General features: G+C 57.9%; 16 protein-coding genes. 12 read left to right on the top strand and 4 right to left on the bottom strand.

Annotated features, from left to right (window positions below; genetic code table 11):
• Nucleotides 1-360 precede the first annotated feature (360 nt).
• The 5 genes from ACR0D8_RS21540 (at nt 361) to ACR0D8_RS21520 (ending at nt 6,295) form a co-directional block, all read left to right on the top strand.
• Nucleotides 361-1,773 carry an AAA family ATPase gene (locus tag ACR0D8_RS21540; RefSeq protein WP_480649586.1) on the top strand — a complete coding sequence of 471 codons (1,413 nt, stop codon included), beginning with the start codon at nt 361-363 and terminating at the stop codon, nt 1,771-1,773.
• A gap of 77 nt (nt 1,774-1,850) precedes the next feature.
• Complete coding sequence (locus tag ACR0D8_RS21535; RefSeq protein ID WP_480649585.1) at nt 1,851-2,873, top strand: ParB/RepB/Spo0J family partition protein; 1,023 nt, start codon at nt 1,851-1,853, stop codon at nt 2,871-2,873.
• A gap of 253 nt (nt 2,874-3,126) precedes the next feature.
• Nucleotides 3,127-3,348, top strand: coding sequence for a hypothetical protein (locus ACR0D8_RS21530; protein ID WP_475163631.1), 222 nt, complete (start codon nt 3,127-3,129; stop codon nt 3,346-3,348).
• Nucleotides 3,345-4,820 carry a hypothetical protein gene (locus tag ACR0D8_RS21525; protein ID WP_480649584.1) on the top strand — a complete coding sequence of 492 codons (1,476 nt, stop codon included), beginning with the start codon at nt 3,345-3,347 and terminating at the stop codon, nt 4,818-4,820. The genes ACR0D8_RS21530 and ACR0D8_RS21525 overlap by 4 nt, the downstream gene beginning before the upstream one ends.
• 80 nt (nt 4,821-4,900) lie before the next feature.
• Nucleotides 4,901-6,295: an arylsulfotransferase family protein gene (locus ACR0D8_RS21520; RefSeq protein WP_480649583.1), complete on the top strand. Its 1,395-nt coding sequence runs from the start codon at nt 4,901-4,903 to the stop codon at nt 6,293-6,295.
• 84 nt (nt 6,296-6,379) lie between these two features.
• Here the strand turns inward: ACR0D8_RS21520 and ACR0D8_RS21515 are convergent, their stop codons facing one another.
• Together ACR0D8_RS21515 and ACR0D8_RS21510 are read right to left on the bottom strand one after the other, a co-directional pair.
• A complete protein-coding gene (locus ACR0D8_RS21515) occupies nt 6,380-7,843 on the bottom strand; it encodes a glycosyltransferase family 39 protein (protein WP_480649582.1) in 1,464 nt (487 codons plus the stop codon).
• A 523-nt stretch (nt 7,844-8,366) separates the two neighbouring features.
• On the bottom strand, nt 8,367-8,792 hold the full coding sequence (locus ACR0D8_RS21510; protein WP_480649633.1) for a hypothetical protein: 426 nt from the start codon (nt 8,790-8,792) through the stop codon (nt 8,367-8,369).
• Here ACR0D8_RS21510 and ACR0D8_RS21505 point away from each other — a divergent pair.
• Complete coding sequence (locus tag ACR0D8_RS21505; RefSeq protein ID WP_480649631.1) at nt 8,703-9,692, top strand: arylsulfotransferase family protein; 990 nt, start codon at nt 8,703-8,705, stop codon at nt 9,690-9,692. The genes ACR0D8_RS21510 and ACR0D8_RS21505 overlap by 90 nt on opposite strands.
• A 34-nt stretch (nt 9,693-9,726) precedes the next feature.
• Here ACR0D8_RS21505 and ACR0D8_RS21500 read toward each other — a convergent pair whose 3' ends face one another.
• A complete protein-coding gene (locus ACR0D8_RS21500; protein ID WP_475163640.1) occupies nt 9,727-10,341 on the bottom strand; it encodes a class I SAM-dependent methyltransferase in 615 nt (204 codons plus the stop codon).
• 449 nt (nt 10,342-10,790) lie between these two features.
• Here ACR0D8_RS21500 and rfbC point away from each other — a divergent pair, with 449 nt between their 5' ends.
• From rfbC to ACR0D8_RS21475, 5 genes are all read left to right on the top strand, one after another.
• The gene (rfbC, locus tag ACR0D8_RS21495) at nt 10,791-11,351 is read left to right on the top strand and encodes a dTDP-4-dehydrorhamnose 3,5-epimerase (protein ID WP_480649581.1); all 561 of its coding nucleotides are present in this window, start codon (nt 10,791-10,793) and stop codon (nt 11,349-11,351) included.
• Nucleotides 11,348-12,388, top strand: coding sequence for a dTDP-glucose 4,6-dehydratase (rfbB, locus tag ACR0D8_RS21490; protein ID WP_480649580.1), 1,041 nt, complete (start codon nt 11,348-11,350; stop codon nt 12,386-12,388). The genes rfbC and rfbB overlap by 4 nt, the downstream gene beginning before the upstream one ends.
• On the top strand, nt 12,385-13,236 hold the full coding sequence (gene rfbD / locus ACR0D8_RS21485; protein WP_480649579.1) for a dTDP-4-dehydrorhamnose reductase: 852 nt from the start codon (nt 12,385-12,387) through the stop codon (nt 13,234-13,236). Before rfbB ends, rfbD begins: the two co-directional genes overlap by 4 nt.
• On the top strand, nt 13,233-14,105 hold the full coding sequence (gene rfbA, locus ACR0D8_RS21480; RefSeq protein ID WP_480649578.1) for a glucose-1-phosphate thymidylyltransferase RfbA: 873 nt from the start codon (nt 13,233-13,235) through the stop codon (nt 14,103-14,105). Before rfbD ends, rfbA begins: the two co-directional genes overlap by 4 nt.
• A 111-nt stretch (nt 14,106-14,216) precedes the next feature.
• Nucleotides 14,217-16,220: an acyltransferase family protein gene (locus ACR0D8_RS21475; protein ID WP_480649577.1), complete on the top strand. Its 2,004-nt coding sequence runs from the start codon at nt 14,217-14,219 to the stop codon at nt 16,218-16,220.
• Between the two features lie 71 nt (nt 16,221-16,291).
• Here the strand turns inward: ACR0D8_RS21475 and ACR0D8_RS21470 are convergent, their stop codons facing one another.
• A complete protein-coding gene (locus tag ACR0D8_RS21470) occupies nt 16,292-17,566 on the bottom strand; it encodes a right-handed parallel beta-helix repeat-containing protein (RefSeq protein ID WP_480649576.1) in 1,275 nt (424 codons plus the stop codon).
• Between the two features lie 441 nt (nt 17,567-18,007).
• Here ACR0D8_RS21470 and ACR0D8_RS21465 point away from each other — a divergent pair.
• The coding region (locus tag ACR0D8_RS21465) for a right-handed parallel beta-helix repeat-containing protein (RefSeq protein ID WP_480649575.1) at nt 18,008-19,445 on the top strand (1,438 nt) is incomplete at its 3' end.

Below are 19,445 nucleotides of genomic sequence, written 5' to 3'. Positions count from 1 at the left end.
TTTTATTGACGCCCACCGTAAAGTTATCCACAGGAGGCGTAAAGCCGCCGGAACGTGGGTTCAGAGTCAGTCCAACGTGGGTTCAGAGTCACCGTTTCGTGGGATCAGATTCACCCTGGAGATCAGAAATCGCAAAAACCTGTTTTTTTTCTTGAGCTTAGTAGGACCGATTGAATGCCGTAACTAATAAGATAACAGGATTCTAACAGAACAATTTTTTGCAGCGCGCCAAAATACCATCCCTCAACCTGCCCCTACCCATTATTTTTGCTTAGAAAATCCGGCTTTGTGCTCATAATGCTTTCACATGCTGCCTTTTGTGGTATATTGAGGAAAACACAGCACACGGGCAGCATTTCAATGCGAGCAGGCACATCAGAGGGGCTCCCTCCGTATTTCAATATAGACCCGGATCTGGCTTATGAAGAGCTGGGCGATCCCACCGGCACATATGATTTCTCAGAAATTGCGGATGCCTGTGCCCGGGGTCGCGCAGATCTGGCGAGCCGGGGTCTGGAAGAGAACGGTCAGAAAAAGCTGCGGCTGTTTTCGACCTGGGAAATCACCAAATATCTGATCCCCGTGGCCCCTGCCCATTTTCGCCGGGTCCTGAAAAGCAACCCGGATTTGCCACAAGGCCAGTCGGAAACCGAAGGCGGTGCCAAGTGGTTTACGCTGGACGAGGTTCTGCGCCTGCGTCTGCATTTCGCCTCGGAAGGGTCCAAGGCCAAGGAGTACCGCCCCTATCGCCCCAAGGGGCTGCCGGCCAAGATCGTCTCGGTGGCGAATTTCAAGGGCGGCGTTGGCAAGACCTCGACCTGTGCCCATCTGGCCATGTCAGCGGCATTGGACGGCTACAAGGTGCTGGTCATCGATCTGGACAGTCAGGGGTCGATGACCTCGATCTTCGGCGGCAAGGTGACGGATGAATGGCAGACGGTGTTCCCTCTGCTTGCCCGCCACTATGCCACGCATCTGCGCCGCGACAATCAGGGGCGGCTGGACCGGGGCGAGGCCCCTCACCCGATCGATGATACGCTTTCCGAAGCGCTGAAGGTGCGCAGCGGCGACCTGATCCAGACAACCCATTGGCCGAATATCGACCTGATCGGTGCCCAGCTGAACCTGTACTGGGCCGAGTTCCAGATCCCGGTCTGGCGCATGCAGGGGCGCAGCTGGAAGCTGTGGGATGCGCTGACGGACACGCTGGAAGAGGATGGCATGCTGGATCAGTATGACATCATCTTCATCGATACACCGCCCGCATTGGGATATCTGACAATCAACGGGTTGGCGGCTTCGGACATTCTGCTGGTGCCCATGGGCGCGTCGTTCCTGGAGTTCGATTCCACCGGCCGGTTCTTCGACATGCTGCATTCCACCTTCCAGTCGATCGAAGAGGGCGAGAACATGGCCGCCCGCGCGCTGGGACGCCCCGAGATGACCTTTCAGTGGGATGCGGTGCGCACGGTCATCACCCGCTATGACGGCAGCCAGCAGGCGGAACTTGCCGGGCTGATGCAGGCTTATCTGGGCCGCACCCTGTCGCCGCACTGGCAGGGATACACCGCGCTGATCGGGCAGGCCGGGGAACAGGTCAACGGCATCTACGAGGCGGATTACCGCGATTTCAACCGCGAAACCTATGTGCGCGGGCGGGAAACCTTTGATGCCACCTATGCCTCGTTCAAGCGCCTGCTGATCGGGGTTTGGCGGGGCGAAGAGCTGACCCAGCAGAACGAAAAGGCAGCGGCGCCGGAACTGACGGTCTGAGCGCGATGTTTCGCACGCGAAACACAACTGTTGCGCCCGTGAACAGAGTCTGATCCCCGCCGGAAAAGGAGAAAGTGATGGCAAAACGCAAACGACTGACCCCTGCCCGGCCGGATTACCTGGCGGATGGCGCCTCTGCCTCTGGGGTGAAATCCATGTTCCCGGCAGAGACGCTCCGGTCCGCGCCCCCGGTCGCACAGGTGGCCGGTGCCACGGCCGCTCAGGCCGCGCTTGAAGAATTGTCCGGGGAATTGCGTGCCGCCCGTGCCGAGGGGCGTCTGGTGCAGGACCTGCCGCTGGAAGTCATCGATGAGACCTATCTGGTGCGCGACCGGATCGCGGCCGATGATACGGAAATGGAGGCGCTGAGGGAAAGCCTGAAAGCGCGCGGGCAGCAAACCCCGATCGAGGTCGTGGAACTGGAGAACGGCCGTTATGGTCTGATCTCGGGGTGGCGGCGTATGACCGCGCTGCGGGCGCTGGTGCAGGAAACGGGCGAGACGCGCTTTGCAACCGTCCGCGCGTTTCTCAGGCAGCCGCAGAGCGCCTCGGACGCCTATGTGGCGATGGTCGAAGAAAACGAGATCCGCGTCGGGCTGAGCTATTACGAGCGCGCCCGGATCGTGGCGCGGGCGGCCGAGCAGGGCGTGTATCCGGATGAGGCCTCTGCCCTGCGTGGGCTGTTCGCGTCAGCCAGCCGGGCCAAGCGGTCAAAGATCGGCTCGTTCATCGCGATCTATCACGCGCTGGACGATCATCTGCGCTTTGCCTCCGCCATCCCCGAGCGGCTGGGCCTGTCGCTTGCAAAGCTGGTGAAAGACGACCCGAAGGCGGCCCGGAAGCTGGCCGGGAAACTGGCGCAAAATCCGGCCAGCGCCCCGGATCAGGAAAGCCAGGTTCTGACACATGCACTTATGGGGCTGAAGAACAACGATCCGGCATCCTCAAAGACAGAGCCTGCCGGGTCACAGTTGGAATCGATCGGTGGCATTCAGCTGAAACAGAGTCGAAACGGTGCACAGATCACATTGTCCGGAAAGGGCGTTTCGGATGCGTTCCTGGCGGAATTGCGGGGCTGGCTGACAGATCGGGCCGGGTAATGTTTCGCGCGCGAAACAGCGCGGATCTGCCGGTGCACAGGGATTTGGCCGGTGCCACCTGCCGCCCCGGGCCGGACCTTGGCAGAAACAGTCCACCTGGTATTACGGCACTGTGCTGGCCGTTATAAATATACGGCATCTCTGATCTATTTTTTTTGAGTTAATTGAGATGTGATGCTACATCTTGCGAAGGTTTTCAGACTGTCGTGCCATTGAAGGATCGTTGCAGCCGACTTTTACCAGTGAGGTGTTCATGCGTATTTGGATTAAAGCCGCCCTTTTGTTGCTTTTGGCAACACCAGCCCATGCCTATATCGGCCCGGGAGCTGGGCTAGGAGCTATTTTCACCCTGATTGCGATTCTTCTTGGGGGGCTTCTCCTCATTGTTGGTTTCGTGTGGTTTCCGATCAAACGGGCCCTTCGGAAAAAGCGGAACGGCGCGCTGAAAGGCGACGAGGCTGACGCTCAGCGATGATGATCGCTTTTGTCGTTTCGTTGCTGGCCGTTGCCGGTTTCGGATACGGGCTTTGGTACCTGAACATCCTAGCCGTTACGAAAAGCCTTGCTGATGATGCGATGCAGGGCATCTCGGCCATGCTTGACAGCGAACTGGATGACGATGCCAAGGAGGTTCTGGTCCGGCGGTCCGGCTGGTCCCTCATCGTGCACGGATGGCGGGTGTTCTGGCGGTTTGGGGCCGCGCTTCTTGCCGCGGCGCTTCCTGTCCTGATAGCCGAGGCATCGGGCCTTGCCAGCAGCGCACAAATCGTTTCGCTGATGCTGCGGCCTGACTACATCATCGGTGTTTCGGTGGCGGCCATTTTCGTCGGGCGGTTTTTGTTCCGGAAAGGGGATGACACGCCGCAGCAAACCAGCGCGCCCGGAACCTACGGGTCCGCCGACCGGTTCGCGCATATGCTGGCCTTTTCGGGCCCGCGATTTCACCGGACAACCGCCAGGGTCGACGATTTTGCTTTCAGAAAACGTGTCGGGGATTTCGATGTCGGGCCGCCGGTATTCATTACATCGCTGGCACGCGGCGGTACGACGTCGTTGCTGAATGCCCTGTCCGAAGTCGAGGGGCTGGCGACGCATCGCTACAGGGATATGCCGTTCATCTCGGCGCCCTATCTGTGGAACGGCATGGGCAACATACTGAACCGCAAGGTCACACAGGTTGAACGGGCGCATGGGGACGGGTTGCAGATCGGCCTCGACAGCCCGGAGGCGTTTGACGAGATCTTCTGGCACCTGTTCTGGCCGGAAAAATATGACGGAGGCCGCATAGATCTTTGGCATCAGTCGGATTTCCGGGAAGATGCGCAGGCGTTTTTTTACTCGCATTTCAGGAAGATATGCCATTTGCACGCGGCCGGTGCACCGGCAGGCAAACAGGTTTCGCGGCGCTACCTGTCGAAGAACAACGCCAATATTGCCCGGCTTCGGCTTTTGCCGGACTACTTTCGGGGATGTGAAATCGTTGTTCCATTAAGAAGCCCAGGCGCGCATGCCTGGTCGCTTCTGCGCCAGCACAGGAACTTTCTGAAGCGTCAGAGCGAGGATGAGTTTGTCCTTCGCTACATGCGCGATATCGGCCATCTGGAGTTTGGTCTGTTGCATCAGCCGATGGCATTTCCGCACCTGTCCGTGGACAGCTATGCGCTTGACGATCCCAACTACTGGCTGGCCTATTGGATCGCGGCTTTCCGGGATGTCGCCGAACATTGCGACAGCTGCCATATCGTGGTGCAGGACGACCTGCGCGCCCGCCCGAACGAGGTGCTTCCCGCACTTGCCGAGCGGCTGGATATCAGCACGGGCGACATGAATTTCAGGCCGTTTTTTCGCGCCGAACCCGATGTCAGCATCGAAGAGGGGTTTTCGGACGAACTGATAAGGGAAGCGACCGCGATCTACCGGGATTTAGCGACCCGAGCCGTGAGATGACTTATGTTTCAAACAATTTTGTCGCGGCTCGTGAAAATATGCGGTGTACCGGAATCTGTGTTTCATGATGGAAGTCTGTAGTGGAAAAGTTACTTTTTAAGAAAATTGAGTTGTGGGTTCTGGGGCTGGTTTTGGTCGCGGCCTTTCTGGGAATGGTGCTGTTTGGCGCCATCGTTCTTGATGAGGAGCGCCAAAAGGACGAAATAGATGGCGCCAATTTTGGCCCCCTCGGCAAAGCGGTGCTGGCGTTGGCCGAAGCCCCCGAAAACGCACGTCAGGCGCTGAAAAAGGTGGGGCGGCCGGATCCGACCATGATGATCTGGCCCAAATTGCCGGCTGATATGGATATGGCCGCCGGCTGGACCTGGCTTCAGCCTGCGGGATCAGGCGGGTTGGACGGGTATTTGCTGCTCAGCCGGTATGACGGCGATCTCACGCAGCACGTGGTTGAAATGGTGTCGCTTGCAACCGGCGAGGTTCTTCAGACCTGGGCCCCCGAGCCCGAAGCCCTGCTGTCTCAGGTCGCGCGGTTTCCGGAGGAGTTCAAGGAGCGGGCCCCGTATGATCAATGGAACAACGCCTATTTCCGCTATATCCATCCCTATCTGACCGAAAAGGGTGAAATGCTGCTGAAGGATCATGATTCACCCCTGTTCATGCTGTCGGCCTGTGGTGATGTCCAATGGGTGCAGGAGGGGCATCTGTTTCATCACTCAACGACATCCGATGGCGAAGGCGGCTTCTGGATTCCGAGCAATATCTGGAATGATCGCCCCGAAGATATGGGGCCGAAGTTTCGCCGCAACTCTGTTGCCCGGGTGAATGCAGATGGTGAGGTCATTTTCGAAGAAGCGCTGGATGTGGTTTTTGAAAACAGCGGTTTGGGCCACCTTCTCTTTATGGCGGGTGGATATGACAATGATCCCATGCACCTGAATGATATCGAACTGGCCCAGAGCGACGGACCGTATTGGCGCAAGGGTGATTTGTTTCTGAGTTTTCGCCACCAGTCTCTCGTTGCGCTCTACCGTCCCTCAACCGGGAAGATCGTATGGTCGAAAGCGGGCCCCTGGCTGTCGCAGCATGACGTAGACATCCTCGACGACCACAGGATTGCGATTTTTAACAACAATACTTTCAACCGGGGGCTTGGCCCGCGGGTGGATGGTATCAGCGAGACCGTGATTTATGACTTTGCCACCGATTCAGTGGAAAGCCCGTTTCGCGGGGCGCTGGAAAGCGTTGATGCATTGACGGCGACAGAGGGTTTGCAGGATTTCACAACGTCCGGGCATCTGGTTTTTGAAGAAACGAACCGGGGACGCGTTTTCGTCATCAGTGAAGCGGGCGAGCTCGTGGCCACCTTTGTGAACCAGGCAGAAAACGGTGAGTTCTATCGACTGGGGTGGTCGCGCTATGTGCCGCAGTCCCACGGTGAGAAGGCGCTGCAGGCAATCGCAGCCGGTGGTTGCTGAGGCCCGTATTGCGCTATGTACCGCAAGTGTCGCTGAAAGCCGTGCGCTTACGTCAAAGGCAAGCGTTGGGAAATGATGCCCGGTTCACTTGCGCCGGTAGATAAGAACCCTTCCATCGCCAAGGGTGCCCGGGAATTCATGAATAAGTTCCAGCGGCCCTTCGATATCGACCCCCAGATTGGGAATGGCGCGAAACATCCGGCCCGGAAACAAGACAACCAAAGTCACGGATCCGGGTTGGTTCATCGCTTTGGCGTAGCTTTCGCTGTCACCGATCGTTGGCCAGTCGGCGTTGAAATGGGTTTCAAAGACCGGGCCGCCGGGATTGATGGCATAGACCCGCTCGGAGGGGGTGCGTGTGCCCTCTACGAACTCAAAGGCTCCGGCCAGGTCCTGCTTTGGGGCAACGTAGTTTCGTTGCACGAGATATGCGGACACAATCACCATTGCCGCAACACAAACAGCGAACAGAGGCTGCGTAAGGCCGGGCCGCCTGACGACCTGTGCAATCAGCCCGGCCCCGTATCGACAGCCTGAAACGGCAAGGATGATGACCAGGCCGATATCGACGAAAAAGAACCGGGGCCAGATCCTCATATCAAGCGACATGAGAATGATCAGAACCACGCCAATATGCATCAGGATGGACAGGGAAAACAAAGGTTGTCTGGAGTGCACATCTGCTGCGCCAAACCCGATGGCGACCAGCCCGCACAGAGCAACGGCCAGAGAGAGCGTTCCGGTGTTTCCTATCGCCGTTCTCAGACCTTCCAGCACTGTCCAGACCGGGTTCTGATAGACCTGCATCGGATCAATGGCGGATGACGCCGAAACCTGACCTACGGTGCTTGCGATACTTGGCAGGATCGGCAGATAGGCCAGAAAGATCAGAACGGCCCCGATCGCGGCCCCGATCAGCGGCTGCAGCACCCATTGGCGGGTCAGGGGGGCACGGCCAATGCCCGTGGTCAGTGACATCAGCCAGATAAGGCCGAGGGCAACAAAGAAAAACGCGCCGGTCAGATGCGTGAAGACAGCGGCCGCTGCGGTCAGCCCGAAGGCAATCCAGACACCCATGGTGGGGCGGCGTATCCCGCGCAGAAAGAACACAAGCCCGAGCGTGCTCCAGAACGCAAGTTCGGTATATCCCCGGGCGTTCTGCGAGAACCAGACCTGATGGTAGGAAAGAGCCACAAGAAGGGCCGAAACATGCGCGACCCTGATGCCGGCCACGTCTTTTGCCAGCCACCAGATCGCGCCCACGAGCCCGACGCCAAACAGCACGGCCGGGGCGCGATATACCCACGCTTCACCTCCGAATACCTGGGAAAACAGCTTTGCCTTTATGCTGAAGAAATAGTGATGGTTCATTGAATATTCGCGCATCATCTCGTTCCAGGGAAGGCGGACATGCGTGTCGACGGTCCAAATTTCGTCGTACCATAACGGGGCATTCAGGCCGGTGGCCCTCAGCACTGTCGCCAGAAGAAGGATGAACAGAAGAATTGCCAGATCGGTGCGGGCAAGGGTGGGCGATGCCTGGTTCATCTCAGCTTCTCCGGTCACAGTAGTGCCGATGCCGGGCACCAATTGAAAACTCGACTTTGCGCGGGGCGGGCTCAGATGCCTGGTGTCGAGATTGCAATTATCCCTTTTCCCGGCGCGCGCGTCGAAACGATTGTAACGGTACGGGAATATTTCCATAAGAATTGTCGCCAAATTGCGAACGATTTCGGCAAATATCTCTAATTGGTGAAGCGACCGGGGCAGGACTCTCTGACCCCGCAGGCCTGCTTTGGATCAGATATTTCAGGGGCATAGGGGCCATGAAAAATGGTTCCGGTTGGTTGAATGTCCGAATGTAAGGCAACATTTTATGATGTGATCGGCACTGACAAGGAATGATCGACTTCATGGGGGTGTAAATTTCGGGATCCGACCGTCAGAGGCGGCTGTCCTCCGGGCGAGGATTTGCCCTGGGTTTGCGACCGTTGCACCGGCGAGACCAGTTGCAATTGGCCCTATCATTGGCCACGCTGCGTGCCAGTCGCGTGGCTTCAGGACGTAACAGTTAATGAGATTTTCCAAGTTCACCAGGTGGGCCAAGAAAGCCGATTTGCCACTTCTCCTGTCCGTAACGTGCGGCATGGCCTTGGCGTTCCTGGTCGGTGTTGCCTTTGGCCATTTTCGGATCCCGCCCCAGCCGCAGCTGGAACTTGGGCTTCGGACGCTGAACACCGTCCGGAAAGAAGGTGCCGCAATGCTTGGCATCCGCCCTGTTCAGCATATGGGAGAGATGACCTTTCCCGCGGATCACGAGCCCAGGTTCGATCCGAACGCGATGCAGCCGGGTGTCACCTTTGTCGTAAGTGTGTTTGATAACCGCCTGACTGCGCGCCTGTATGGAATGGACGGGGCAATTCTGCACGAATGGCCCGTCGATTTCTTTGAGCTTGAACAGGAAAATGCCGCGCACAGATTTCATGCGCTCATACATGGTGCAGTGCTTCTTCCCAACGGAGACATGCTTGCCAATCTGGACGGGCGGGGGACCTACCGTATTTCCGCTTGCGGGGACATAGTCTGGAAGAACGAAAGCCGCGCGCATCACGCCCTGACCCTTGATGACTCCGGGGGGTTCTGGACGCCTGTATACGTGGACCGGTATCCGCCAAACACGTTACTGCCAAACGGAGACGGCTTTAACTTTGATGCGATCGCCCGGTTTGATCTGGAAACCGGCCAGCAGACAGATCTGGTGGATCTCGTGAAAATCCTGACGGATGGCCGGTACGAGGGAATGATCGGCACCCGGCCAATTCGTGGCGATGTGGCGCATCTGAACGATGTCGACGTCCTGAGCGTTGAGATTGCGGATGCGTTCCCGGATTTCGAAGCGGGTGATCTTCTTCTCAGCCATCGGCATTTCAACCAGATCTGGGTGCTTGACGGAGAGAGCTACGCGTTAAAGTGGTACATGACCGGGCCGATGAAGGGGCAGCACGACCCCGATTTTCAGGCCGACGGGACAATCACCGTATTCGACAACCGAACCGGCGGCAGAGCGGACGCGGCAAACGGATACAGGGGCAAATTGGGGGGAAGCCGGGTGTTGAAGATCGACCCTTCCTCACGAGCCGTCACGACGATCTTTGACGGGGCGGGCGATGAAGCCTTTTATTCCCAGTACCGTGGCAAGCATCAGGTGCTTGAGAACGGGAATATATTGCTTGCGGAAACCGACAGGGGGCGTGCATTCGAAGTTACCCCGGACGGCAAAGTCGTTTGGGAGGTGATTAACGCCTATAACGACGAATCCGTGTTTTGGATGATGGATGCCTTGCGTTATCCCCTATCCTTCGGTGATTTCGTGAAAAACGGTTGCCCGGATACCTGAACAGGTCAAGCGCCGGGGCGGACAGCCGGGGGTCCTACTCAGAGGCAGGGCGGCGGACCCGGATGAAGTATTGCAGGTAGATGAAGTTTCTCAGAAGGCCCAGGGTCAACCAGTTCAGCAATTGCTTTCGCCGGCCATAGAAACGCCCCTGCACCAGTTCCAGTTCCAGCCCGGAACCCGTCATCAGCCTGATCGCGGTATCCCGCACGAACCACCGCAGATGGGTGCGGTCCAGGATACCCTTTTCTGTATAGTCAAACCGCCCTTTGAAAATCAGCGGTATCAGCAGCCTGTGGTTTCGGACATTCGGAATACTTGCGACGATCACACCGTCGGGCTTGAGCAGCGCATGGCAGGTTTCGATCACGGACCAGGGGTCTGTCAGGTGCTCAAGCACATCGAGACACAATATGACGTCAAATGTGCCTTGCTCTTCCGCAATCGTGGCCAGAAGTGACGGGTCTTCGAGGTTACCTGAATACGCTGCATCGACACTTGGGTGCTTGGCGTCGGCAACCAGATCAACCACAACGTATCGCGCCGCCTTGCCCGTTTGCTTAAGATAGCCGGCCGAAGCGCCTATGCCGCCGCCGACATCAAGAACAGTGTTCTGACCTTCCGGAACCAGGCCAAGTACATCTTTGCGCACTAAGGCATGATAGTCTTGGCGGACTTCTTCGTTTTCCATTTTGTGCAACTGGTTACCTGATTTTACGCGCTGAGCATATTCGGGGCCGTTTTGGAAAACAATGCTGCCCGGGAGTTGCGGTCACAAGAAACCGGATAAAAAACGATCCTGCCGCTCAAACTCAATTCGGGCACCCGGCCGGGCCTTCCACATTGGCCCCGGGACGTTTCAAATTATCCCTCAAGGTGTTGTTTAATATTGATGATATTTCCGGATTTCTGCGCTATGGATATACAACACCCTACGATCAAATACAGAGAGCCTGCCAAATAGCATTGTTGCGAAAATTCAGAGATTGATGTGTGGAATGCGCCGGTATGACTGAACGATCCGTCTTATTCGCGTCTCACCTATGACAGCCCCTTATTCAGTTGTTATGAACATGTTGTGTTAACACGGGTTTTGAGTGCATGCAGATTGAAAAAACCGCTTTGCTGGGGGTCCTGATCCTGACGCCAGAGCGGTTTGGCGATGTGCGCGGGTTCTTTTCCGAAACCTGGAACCGCAAGACCCTGCGCGCGCATGGGATCACCCTTGATTTCGTACAGGACAATCATTCGGTTTCGGCCAGTCCCGGCACTCTTCGCGGGTTGCATTTCCAGTCACCGCCCCATGCGCAGGACAAGCTGGTGCGCTGTGGGCGGGGGGCGCTGTTCGATGTCGTTGTCGATATCCGCAGGGGGTCGCCAACCTACGGGCGCTGGCTGGGTGTCGAGCTGACGGCAGAAAACGCAAAACAACTCCTGGTGCCCAAGGGGTTTCTGCACGGCTTTGTGACGCGGCAACCCGATACCGAAATCTGCTACAAATGCACCGACTACTACGCGCCCGATTGCGATGGGGCCGTGCGCTGGGACAGTTGCGGTATCGATTGGGGGCTGACCGGTGATCCGGTGCTGTCCGATAAGGACACGGCCGCACCTGCGCTTGCGAATTTCGACAGCCCGTTTGTCTGGGAGGGTACGCTGTGAAGCTTTTGGTGACGGGTGGGGCGGGGTTTATCGGTTCGGCTGTGGTGCGCCGCGCGATCCGGGACGGGCACCAGGTGGTCAATCTGGATGCGCTGACCTACGCCGCCTGCCTCGACAATGTGGCCGAGGTGGCGGATGACCCGAATTACACCTTTTTAGAGGCTGATATCCGGGATCGGGCCGCCATGGACCGGGCGCTGGCCGACCATTCACCGGATGCGATCATGCATCTGGCGGCGGAAAGCCATGTGGACCGGTCGATCGAAGGGCCCGGCGCCTTTATCGATACCAATGTTACCGGGACCTACACATTGCTTGAGGCGGCAAGAGGGTACTGGGAAGGGCAGGGGAGGCCGGACGGGTTCCGGTTTCACCACATCTCGACCGACGAGGTCTATGGCTCGCTGGGGCCAACCGGGCAGTTCACCGAAGAAACCCCTTATGATCCGCGCTCTCCCTATTCGGCCAGCAAGGCGGCCAGCGATCATCTGGTGCGGGCCTGGTTTGAAACCTACGATCTGCCGGTGGTGCTGACGAATTGTTCGAACAATTACGGCCCGTATCACTTTCCGGAAAAGCTGATCCCGGTCATCATTCTGAATGCTCTGGCAGGTAAGCCGCTGCCGATTTATGGCGACGGGTCCAATGTCAGAGACTGGTTATACGTGGAAGACCACGCCGAAGCGCTGCTGCTGGTGGTTCAGAAAGGCCAGATCGGGCGCAGCTATAACATCGGCGGCGAAAACGAATGCTCAAACCTGCAGCTGGTGCAGATGTTGTGCGGCATTCTGGATCGCCTGCGCCCCGGGGCCACGCCCTATGCCGACCTGATCACCTTTGTCGCCGACCGCCCGGGCCATGATGCGCGCTATGCCATCAATCCGGCGCGGATCCGGCGGGAACTGGGCTGGCGCCCTTCCGTCAGCCTCGAAGAGGGATTGGAAAGAACCGTTCAGTGGTATCTGGACAACGAAAGCTGGTGGCGCGCCCTGCAAGGCCGCGATGGTGTCGGCAAGCGGCTGGGTGTGAAGGCATGACCATCCTTGTCTTTGGCCGAACCGGGCAGGTGGCGCGGGAGCTGGCCGTCCATGACGGTGTGATATGCCTAGATCGCCTTGCCGCAGATCTGGAACACCCCGCGACCTGTGCCGCCGCCATCCGCGCCGCCGCGCCACAGGCGGTGATCAACGCGGCCGCCTACACAGCCGTGGACCGCGCCGAGGAAGAAGAGGCGCTGGCAACTGTGATCAATGCGGATGCCCCCGCTGCGATGGCGCGGGAATGTGCGGCCTTGGGGGTCCCATTCGTCTCTATTTCGACGGATTACGTGTTTGACGGGTCAGGTGACGCCCCCTGGAAGCCCACGGATCCGACCGGGCCGCTGGGGGCGTACGGGCGTTCGAAACTGGCCGGAGAGCAGGGGATCGCCCGGGCCGGAGGGACCTGTGCCATCCTGCGCACGTCCTGGGTGGTGTCGGCCCATGGCAACAACTTCGTCAAGACGATGCGGCGGCTGGGGGTTGAACGGGATCAGTTGTCGATCGTGGCGGATCAGATCGGTGGCCCGACCCCGGCGCGGGACATTGCGGCGGCCTGCCTGTCCATGGCGCAGCAGATGGTCGAGGATACGGGCAAGGCAGGTATCTACCATTTTGCAGGTGCACCGGATATCAGCTGGGCCGGTTTCGCGCGCATGATTTTTGCCGAATTAGAGACTGAATGTGACGTCAAAGACATTCCTTCCACCGACTATCCCACACCTGCGCGGCGACCGTTGAATTCCCGCCTTGATTGCTCCTCACTGGAAACAACTTTTGGCATTACACGTCCGGATTGGCGGCAGGGTTTGAGCGATATTCTGAAAGAGTTGGAAAGCGCATCATGAGTACACGAAAGGGCATCATACTTGCAGGGGGATCGGGCACCCGGCTCTATCCGATCACGATGGCCGTCTCGAAACAGCTGCTGCCGCTCTATGACAAGCCGATGATCTACTATCCGCTGTCGGTGCTGATGCTGGCTGGCATTCGCGATATCTGCGTGATCACCACGCCGCAGGACCAGGATCAGTTCAAACGCACGCTGGGGGATGGCAGCCAGTGGGGGGTCAGCCTGACCTATGTGGTGCAGCCCAGCCCCGACGGGCTGGCGCAGGCCTTTATTCTGGCCGAAGAGTTTCTGGCCGGGGCACCCTCGGCACTGGTTCTGGGGGACAACATCTTTTTTGGTCACGGCCTGCCAAAGCTGCTGGCCGCAGCGGATGAGCAGGCCGATGGCGGGACGGTGTTCGGCTATCACGTGGCTGATCCCAAACGTTACGGGGTGGTTGCATTCGACGCAGACGGCCGCGCAAGGGAGATCATAGAAAAGCCTGCCGTCCCCCCGTCGAATTACGCGGTGACAGGTCTGTATTTTCTGGACGGCACAGCCCCCGGGCGCGCCCGGCAGGTCAGGCCGTCATCGCGGGGCGAGCTGGAAATCACCGACCTACTGCAGATGTATCTGGAGGAGGGCCGGCTCAGGGTCGAAACCATGGGGCGCGGATACGCCTGGCTGGATACCGGCACCCATGCCAGCTTGCTGGATGCGGGCAATTTCGTGCGGACGCTGGAAGAACGTCAGGGGCTGCAGACGGGTTGCCCGGAAGAGATCGCGTGGCAACTGGGCTGGATCAACGAAGAGCAGCTGCGCCAACGGGCAGAGATGTTCGCCAAGAATGAATACGGGGCCTATCTGGATGGTTTGCTGAGGTAGAGGAGATTGCCGGTAGAAAGTTCGATCCACCTTGCATGCCTGCATAAAATCACTGTGCGATTTGATTAAAGAGGGGTGAGATTTGAAGAAAACTACTCACAATGATTTCCCATGAGCAATGCACCGGGCCTTTCCTACAGATCAGACATTGACGGCCTTCGTGCCGTCGCCGTTGTGCCGGTCGTGTTGCATCATGCCGGCATTGCCGGGGTTCCGGGCGGGTTTGTCGGCGTCGATGTATTCTTTGTGATTTCCGGATTTCTGATTACCAAAATCCTGGCCCGGGAAATTCTCGAAAACCGGTTCTCGCTTATTTCATTTTATGAGCGCAGGGCCCGGCGTATTCTTCCGGCGCTTTTCGTGATGCTGGCGGCGTGTCTTGTGGTCGGATGGTTTCTGCTGTTGCCAGGTCAATACGAAGACCTGGCACAATCAACGGTCGCGACGCTGCTGTTTGTCTCCAATGTCTGGTTTTGGCTGGCGGATGGCGACTATTTTGGAAAGGGCGTCGAACTGGCGCCGCTTCTTCATACATGGTCCCTTGCGGTGGAAGAGCAGTTCTATCTGTTTTTCCCGCTTTTGCTGTGGGGATTGGCAAAACTGCGGCGCCGCATCTGGATCACGGTTATCGCATTGATTTCTTTCGTGTCGCTGATCGCCTCGATATGGGCGACACAGGCGATGCCAGTGGCAAATTTCTATCTTGCCCCCACACGGATATGGGAGCTTGGGATTGGTGCCTTGCTGGCGATTGGCGCGTTTCCGACACTTCGGCAGCGGTTTGAGTTCGAAGTGTTCGGAGGGGTCGGGCTGGTGCTGATCATCGGAAGTATCATTTTACTCTCCGACGAAACGCCATTCCCCGGGCTGACCGCTGTGCCGCCATGTTTGGGGGCCGCGTTTTTGATCTGGGCGGGGATGCATGGCACGTCGCTTGCCGGGAAGGCGCTTTCCTTACCCCCGATGGTTTGGGTGGGTAAGATCTCTTACTCTCTGTACCTTTGGCACTGGCCAATCCTCGTCGCCGCCAGATTGCAACATGGCAGTGCAGACTTGCCCATGGCAACGGCACTGGCCTGTGTCCTGCTGTCTGTTCTGCTTGCAACGCTCAGCCTGCATTTCGTCGAACGGCCATTCCGGAAACCCGCCGCCAAGGGCGGGTTTTCAAGGCCTGAGATCTTTACGGGTGCCGGGGTGGGCATGGCTTTCCTGATGGCGGCGGCCCTTGTTCTGTTTGTGAAGGACGGCATGCCCGGCAGGATCCCTGCCGACCTGGCGGAAGAAATGCGCAAATTCGAAAAGCCACATCATCTGATGAATGCGTGCAGGGGGTGGCAAAGTGAAAAAGAGCCCTGCAAAATTGGAATTGCCTCCGGCGAGAGCGCTGGCAATGACGTCGTTGTGTGGGGGGATTCACATGCCGGCGCCTTGCTTCCCGGCGTTGATGCCTGGCTGAAGGCAAACAACATGGCGGGCAAGGCTTTCGTAAAACCCGGCTGTCCGCCACTGCTTGGTGTTTGGCGTGTCGACATGGCCTCTGACCATGGATGCGACACTTACAACGAGATGGTGGCCGAATATGTCGAGGAACTGTCCGATGTCGGCGTGGTCATCGTAGCGGCCCGATGGGCACTGGCGACCGAGGGAACGCGGGCGCAGGGTGAGAAAGGCAAACCGGCCATACTCGCGGCCTCGGGAGAGCGCTCGACGGGGATCGCGGATAACCCGAAGCATGTCGAGCGCGGGCTGCATCGTCTTCTCGACCGGTTCAGGAACCAGGGCATCCGCGTTCTTCTTGTCGGGGGCATACCGGAAATAGGCTTCAATGTTCCTCAGGCGATTGCCGGCAGCATCGCCTTCGGGACCGAGTTGCGCGCGCCGCCGACACGGGAAGAGTTCGATCACCGCAATGCCCGCGCGCATACGATCCTGTCCGAGGTCAGCCGGGATTTAGGGGCCATATTTGTGCAGCCGGCCGATCTGCTGTGTGACGTATCCTGCCGCATCCAGCTGGACGGGCAGCCACTTTATCAAGACGATGATCATCTCAGTGAGATTGGCGCAAACTGGATGATACCCATTCTGATGGATCAGTATTCTCGGCAGCTTCAGTAGGTGTCACATCCTGCGCCCGGCCGGATTGCCGGCGATGCTGGCCGTATCCGGGCCCCGGCACAAGGCCACGTTCAGCGGCGGGTCGGATAGTGCCTGACGAGCGTCGAACCGGCGTCGAGGCGATCGATCTCGCTGCCGGGGCGCACCCCGTATTCATGAAAGCCGTTCGCCGCGCCGGTTGCGTAAACGATAAACTCGCGATCGTAAAATCCGCGGGCCGACGGCCGCTGGTCCTGGATGATGGCGTTATTCAGAACGGCCCAGTCGCTCTGGTTCCGGTATCCGTTGATCTCGCTGACGGCGTTCTGCTCGATCACGACCGAGGTCGACGCCGTTACGTTGATGCGCGGGATCGTCACCTTGCCGCTATTGGGCAGGGGAACCCGGATGATGGAATTTTTCCGAATGGACAGATCATCCACCCCATGGACCGAAATGCCATGAAGATGGGCGTTATAGATGACGTTGTTTTCAATCAGAATGTTCTTGTGGCGCAACAGCGGATCGCTCGTATTCTTGCCGCTCCGGCCCATGAAGATTGTCTGGGTGTAATCGCCGGCCCCCTTGTCGAAAACATTGTCCCGGATCACGATATTGCTGCTGCCGGTGTTTGTGGTCCGCATGAGCTGTATCATGTCGCGATGGTCGCGGCGGTTGGGTTTGGCGCGAAAATTATGCAGCCTGTTCTGTTCGATCACCACGTCGTCAATGCCGCTGAAAGCCATCCCGTCGGCGCGAATGTCGTAGATCTGGTTCCGCCGGATGGTGAGATATGTGCAGTGCGCACCGACGATGGCCCTCATCCATTTTCGAAATATGCTGTTGGAAATGGTAACCTTGGAACTATCCCTGATAAACAGACCGCGACCATGCCCGATGCCGGCGTTGTAGTCCCCGTCGAACACGGAATTGGAAATGGTGATATTGTGGCTGTTTCGGATGTCGAAGCGGTTGAAGTGGCTTTTGTCGCCGGAAGTATAGGTATAGTCAAAAATTAGCCCATCAAGCGTGACGTTGCCGGCGCCACGCAGGCGTAATTCAGTCAAACAGGCCGGCGATCGGGCATCTGCGGACCGGATTGTGACGGGGGTCTTGAAGGACCTGTTGATTTTCAAAGAGCCAAAATTCTCTCCGGCCAGAATGAATGTTTCGCCACCCCGGGCATTTTTGATCGCGGCAGATAGTTCTTTGGCGTTCCGGATGACCTGGCCACCGCCTGCGTCTGGTATCTTCGCAGCGATTTCCATGCTGCCGCAGGTTGGGGTGGCGAGGAGCGGTGCTGCTGGAGCCAGTAAAAAAAGACAGGCCCAAAACAGCAGGCCAATGGGATTGTATGTGTTTCGCATGGGCGACCGCTCTCCATGGAAATGGTGGAAAAACACTATGGGCAAACAAATGCCTTGTCCATGATGCGGCCTGGTGGGGTGTTCCGGGGCCGTTCTGCGGGGGTGACGCTACGGCACCGGGCAATTCATCGCCGATGCCTGTGCGAAATACGCGGGTGCATGCCTGAATAATGGCATTTTTGTGGCCATTGTTGCCTTGATGGAATCAATTTGCCAAACCCTTCGTGACCGCCAAGGGAAGGGGAACAATTCCCGGTATCGAGTATCGAGTTCACTCGGAAATGAAGGCATAGGGACATTATTGTCCCGTTGCAGGCAACAATTTCCAAACATAGCCGTATTTTGGCCAACCTGTCGCCGCTCTGCGACTGTTCCCTTCGTCCTGGGTGAGCGGGATTCTCGTGCGCTGCCACTCACAGCGCCTATGCAAAAAGGTGAAATATGTCGACGACAATCACGGTAACCTCTGCGGCCGAGCTGAATCAGGCTCTGTCACAGGCGTCAGGTGGGGAAACGATACTGCTTGCGGCGGGGGACTATGGCCGCGTGAACATAAAAACGCAGTATGCATCAAACGTAACGATCAAGTCGGCGGATTCGAACGCACCCGCTGAAATCTCGGAGCTGAGAGTGACCGGCGCTTCGAATGTCACGTTCGAAGACGTGATTTTCGACTATACCTTCAGCGGGCAAGCAAAGAGCTATAGCCCCTTTCAGATCAGAAGCAGTTCCAACATCACGATCAAGGATTCGATCTTCGCTGGTGATGTGGCATCAGGGGTATCCGCGGTAGATAACGGCTATGGCACGGGTAACGGGCTGTACGTCCGGGGCAGTTCAGACGTTGTCGTTGAAAACAACGAGTTCTTTGACTGGCGTGTGGGCGTACATGTAAGCGCCAGCAGCGACGTGGCGGTCTCGGGTAACAATATCCATTCGATCCGGGCCGACGGAATGTATCTTGACGGCAATCAGGGCATTCTTGTCGAAGGCAACTATCTTCACGATTTCGAACGTTCGTTCCAATCCGGAGATCACGCCGACTTCATCCAGGTCTCCAAGACCCATAGCCCAAGCAGCGATGTTACCATACGCGGAAACATCATTGACATGGGGGCCGGCGACTATGCTCAGGCGATTTTCATGGGAAATGCGGGCACCAACCCCAATGATCCCGCCTTGTTCTATAAGAACGTCCTGATCGAAGATAACGTCATCTTCAATGCACATACGCACGGTATCTCCGTGGGGAGTGCGCAGGATGTGACAATCAGCAACAACACGGTTCTGGCAGTGCCCGGTCAGCTGACAGGCGGTGTGTCGATCCCGGCGATCCGGGTCGGCGGCGCGTCCCAGAACGTCACGATTGACCAGAACGTCACGTCCGAAGTCATCGGCTACAACAGTCAGCCCAGCTGGAATGTCACCAGCAACGTGTATGTCCAGAATACGAACCCGAATGCGCCGAACTACTACAACGACGTGTTCACGATCTATGCGACCGGCGCGCAGGACGGCTACAATCAGTTTGGTGTCCAGCCAGGTAGTGTCATTGACACGACGGGCGCGGGCTCGGGTCTGGTGCAGCAGTTTCCGATGTCATACGACTCATGGGTTGGTACCGGCACAACCGGGTCAACTGGTTCGAATACCGGCACAACCACTCCGGACACCGGAACGACGACCCCGGATACCGGAACGACAGTCCCGGATACCGACACGAACAGCCGCGATACCGGGACGACGACTCCGGACACTGGCACAACCACTCCGGACACCGGGACAACAACCCCGGATACTGGCACAACCACTCCGGACACCGGGACGACGACCCCGGATACCGGCACAACCACTCCTGACACCGGGACGACAACCCCGG

It is taken from the genome of Ruegeria sp. BG10 (assembly GCF_056538575.1).
This window is presented reverse-complemented; position numbering and strand designations above follow the sequence as displayed.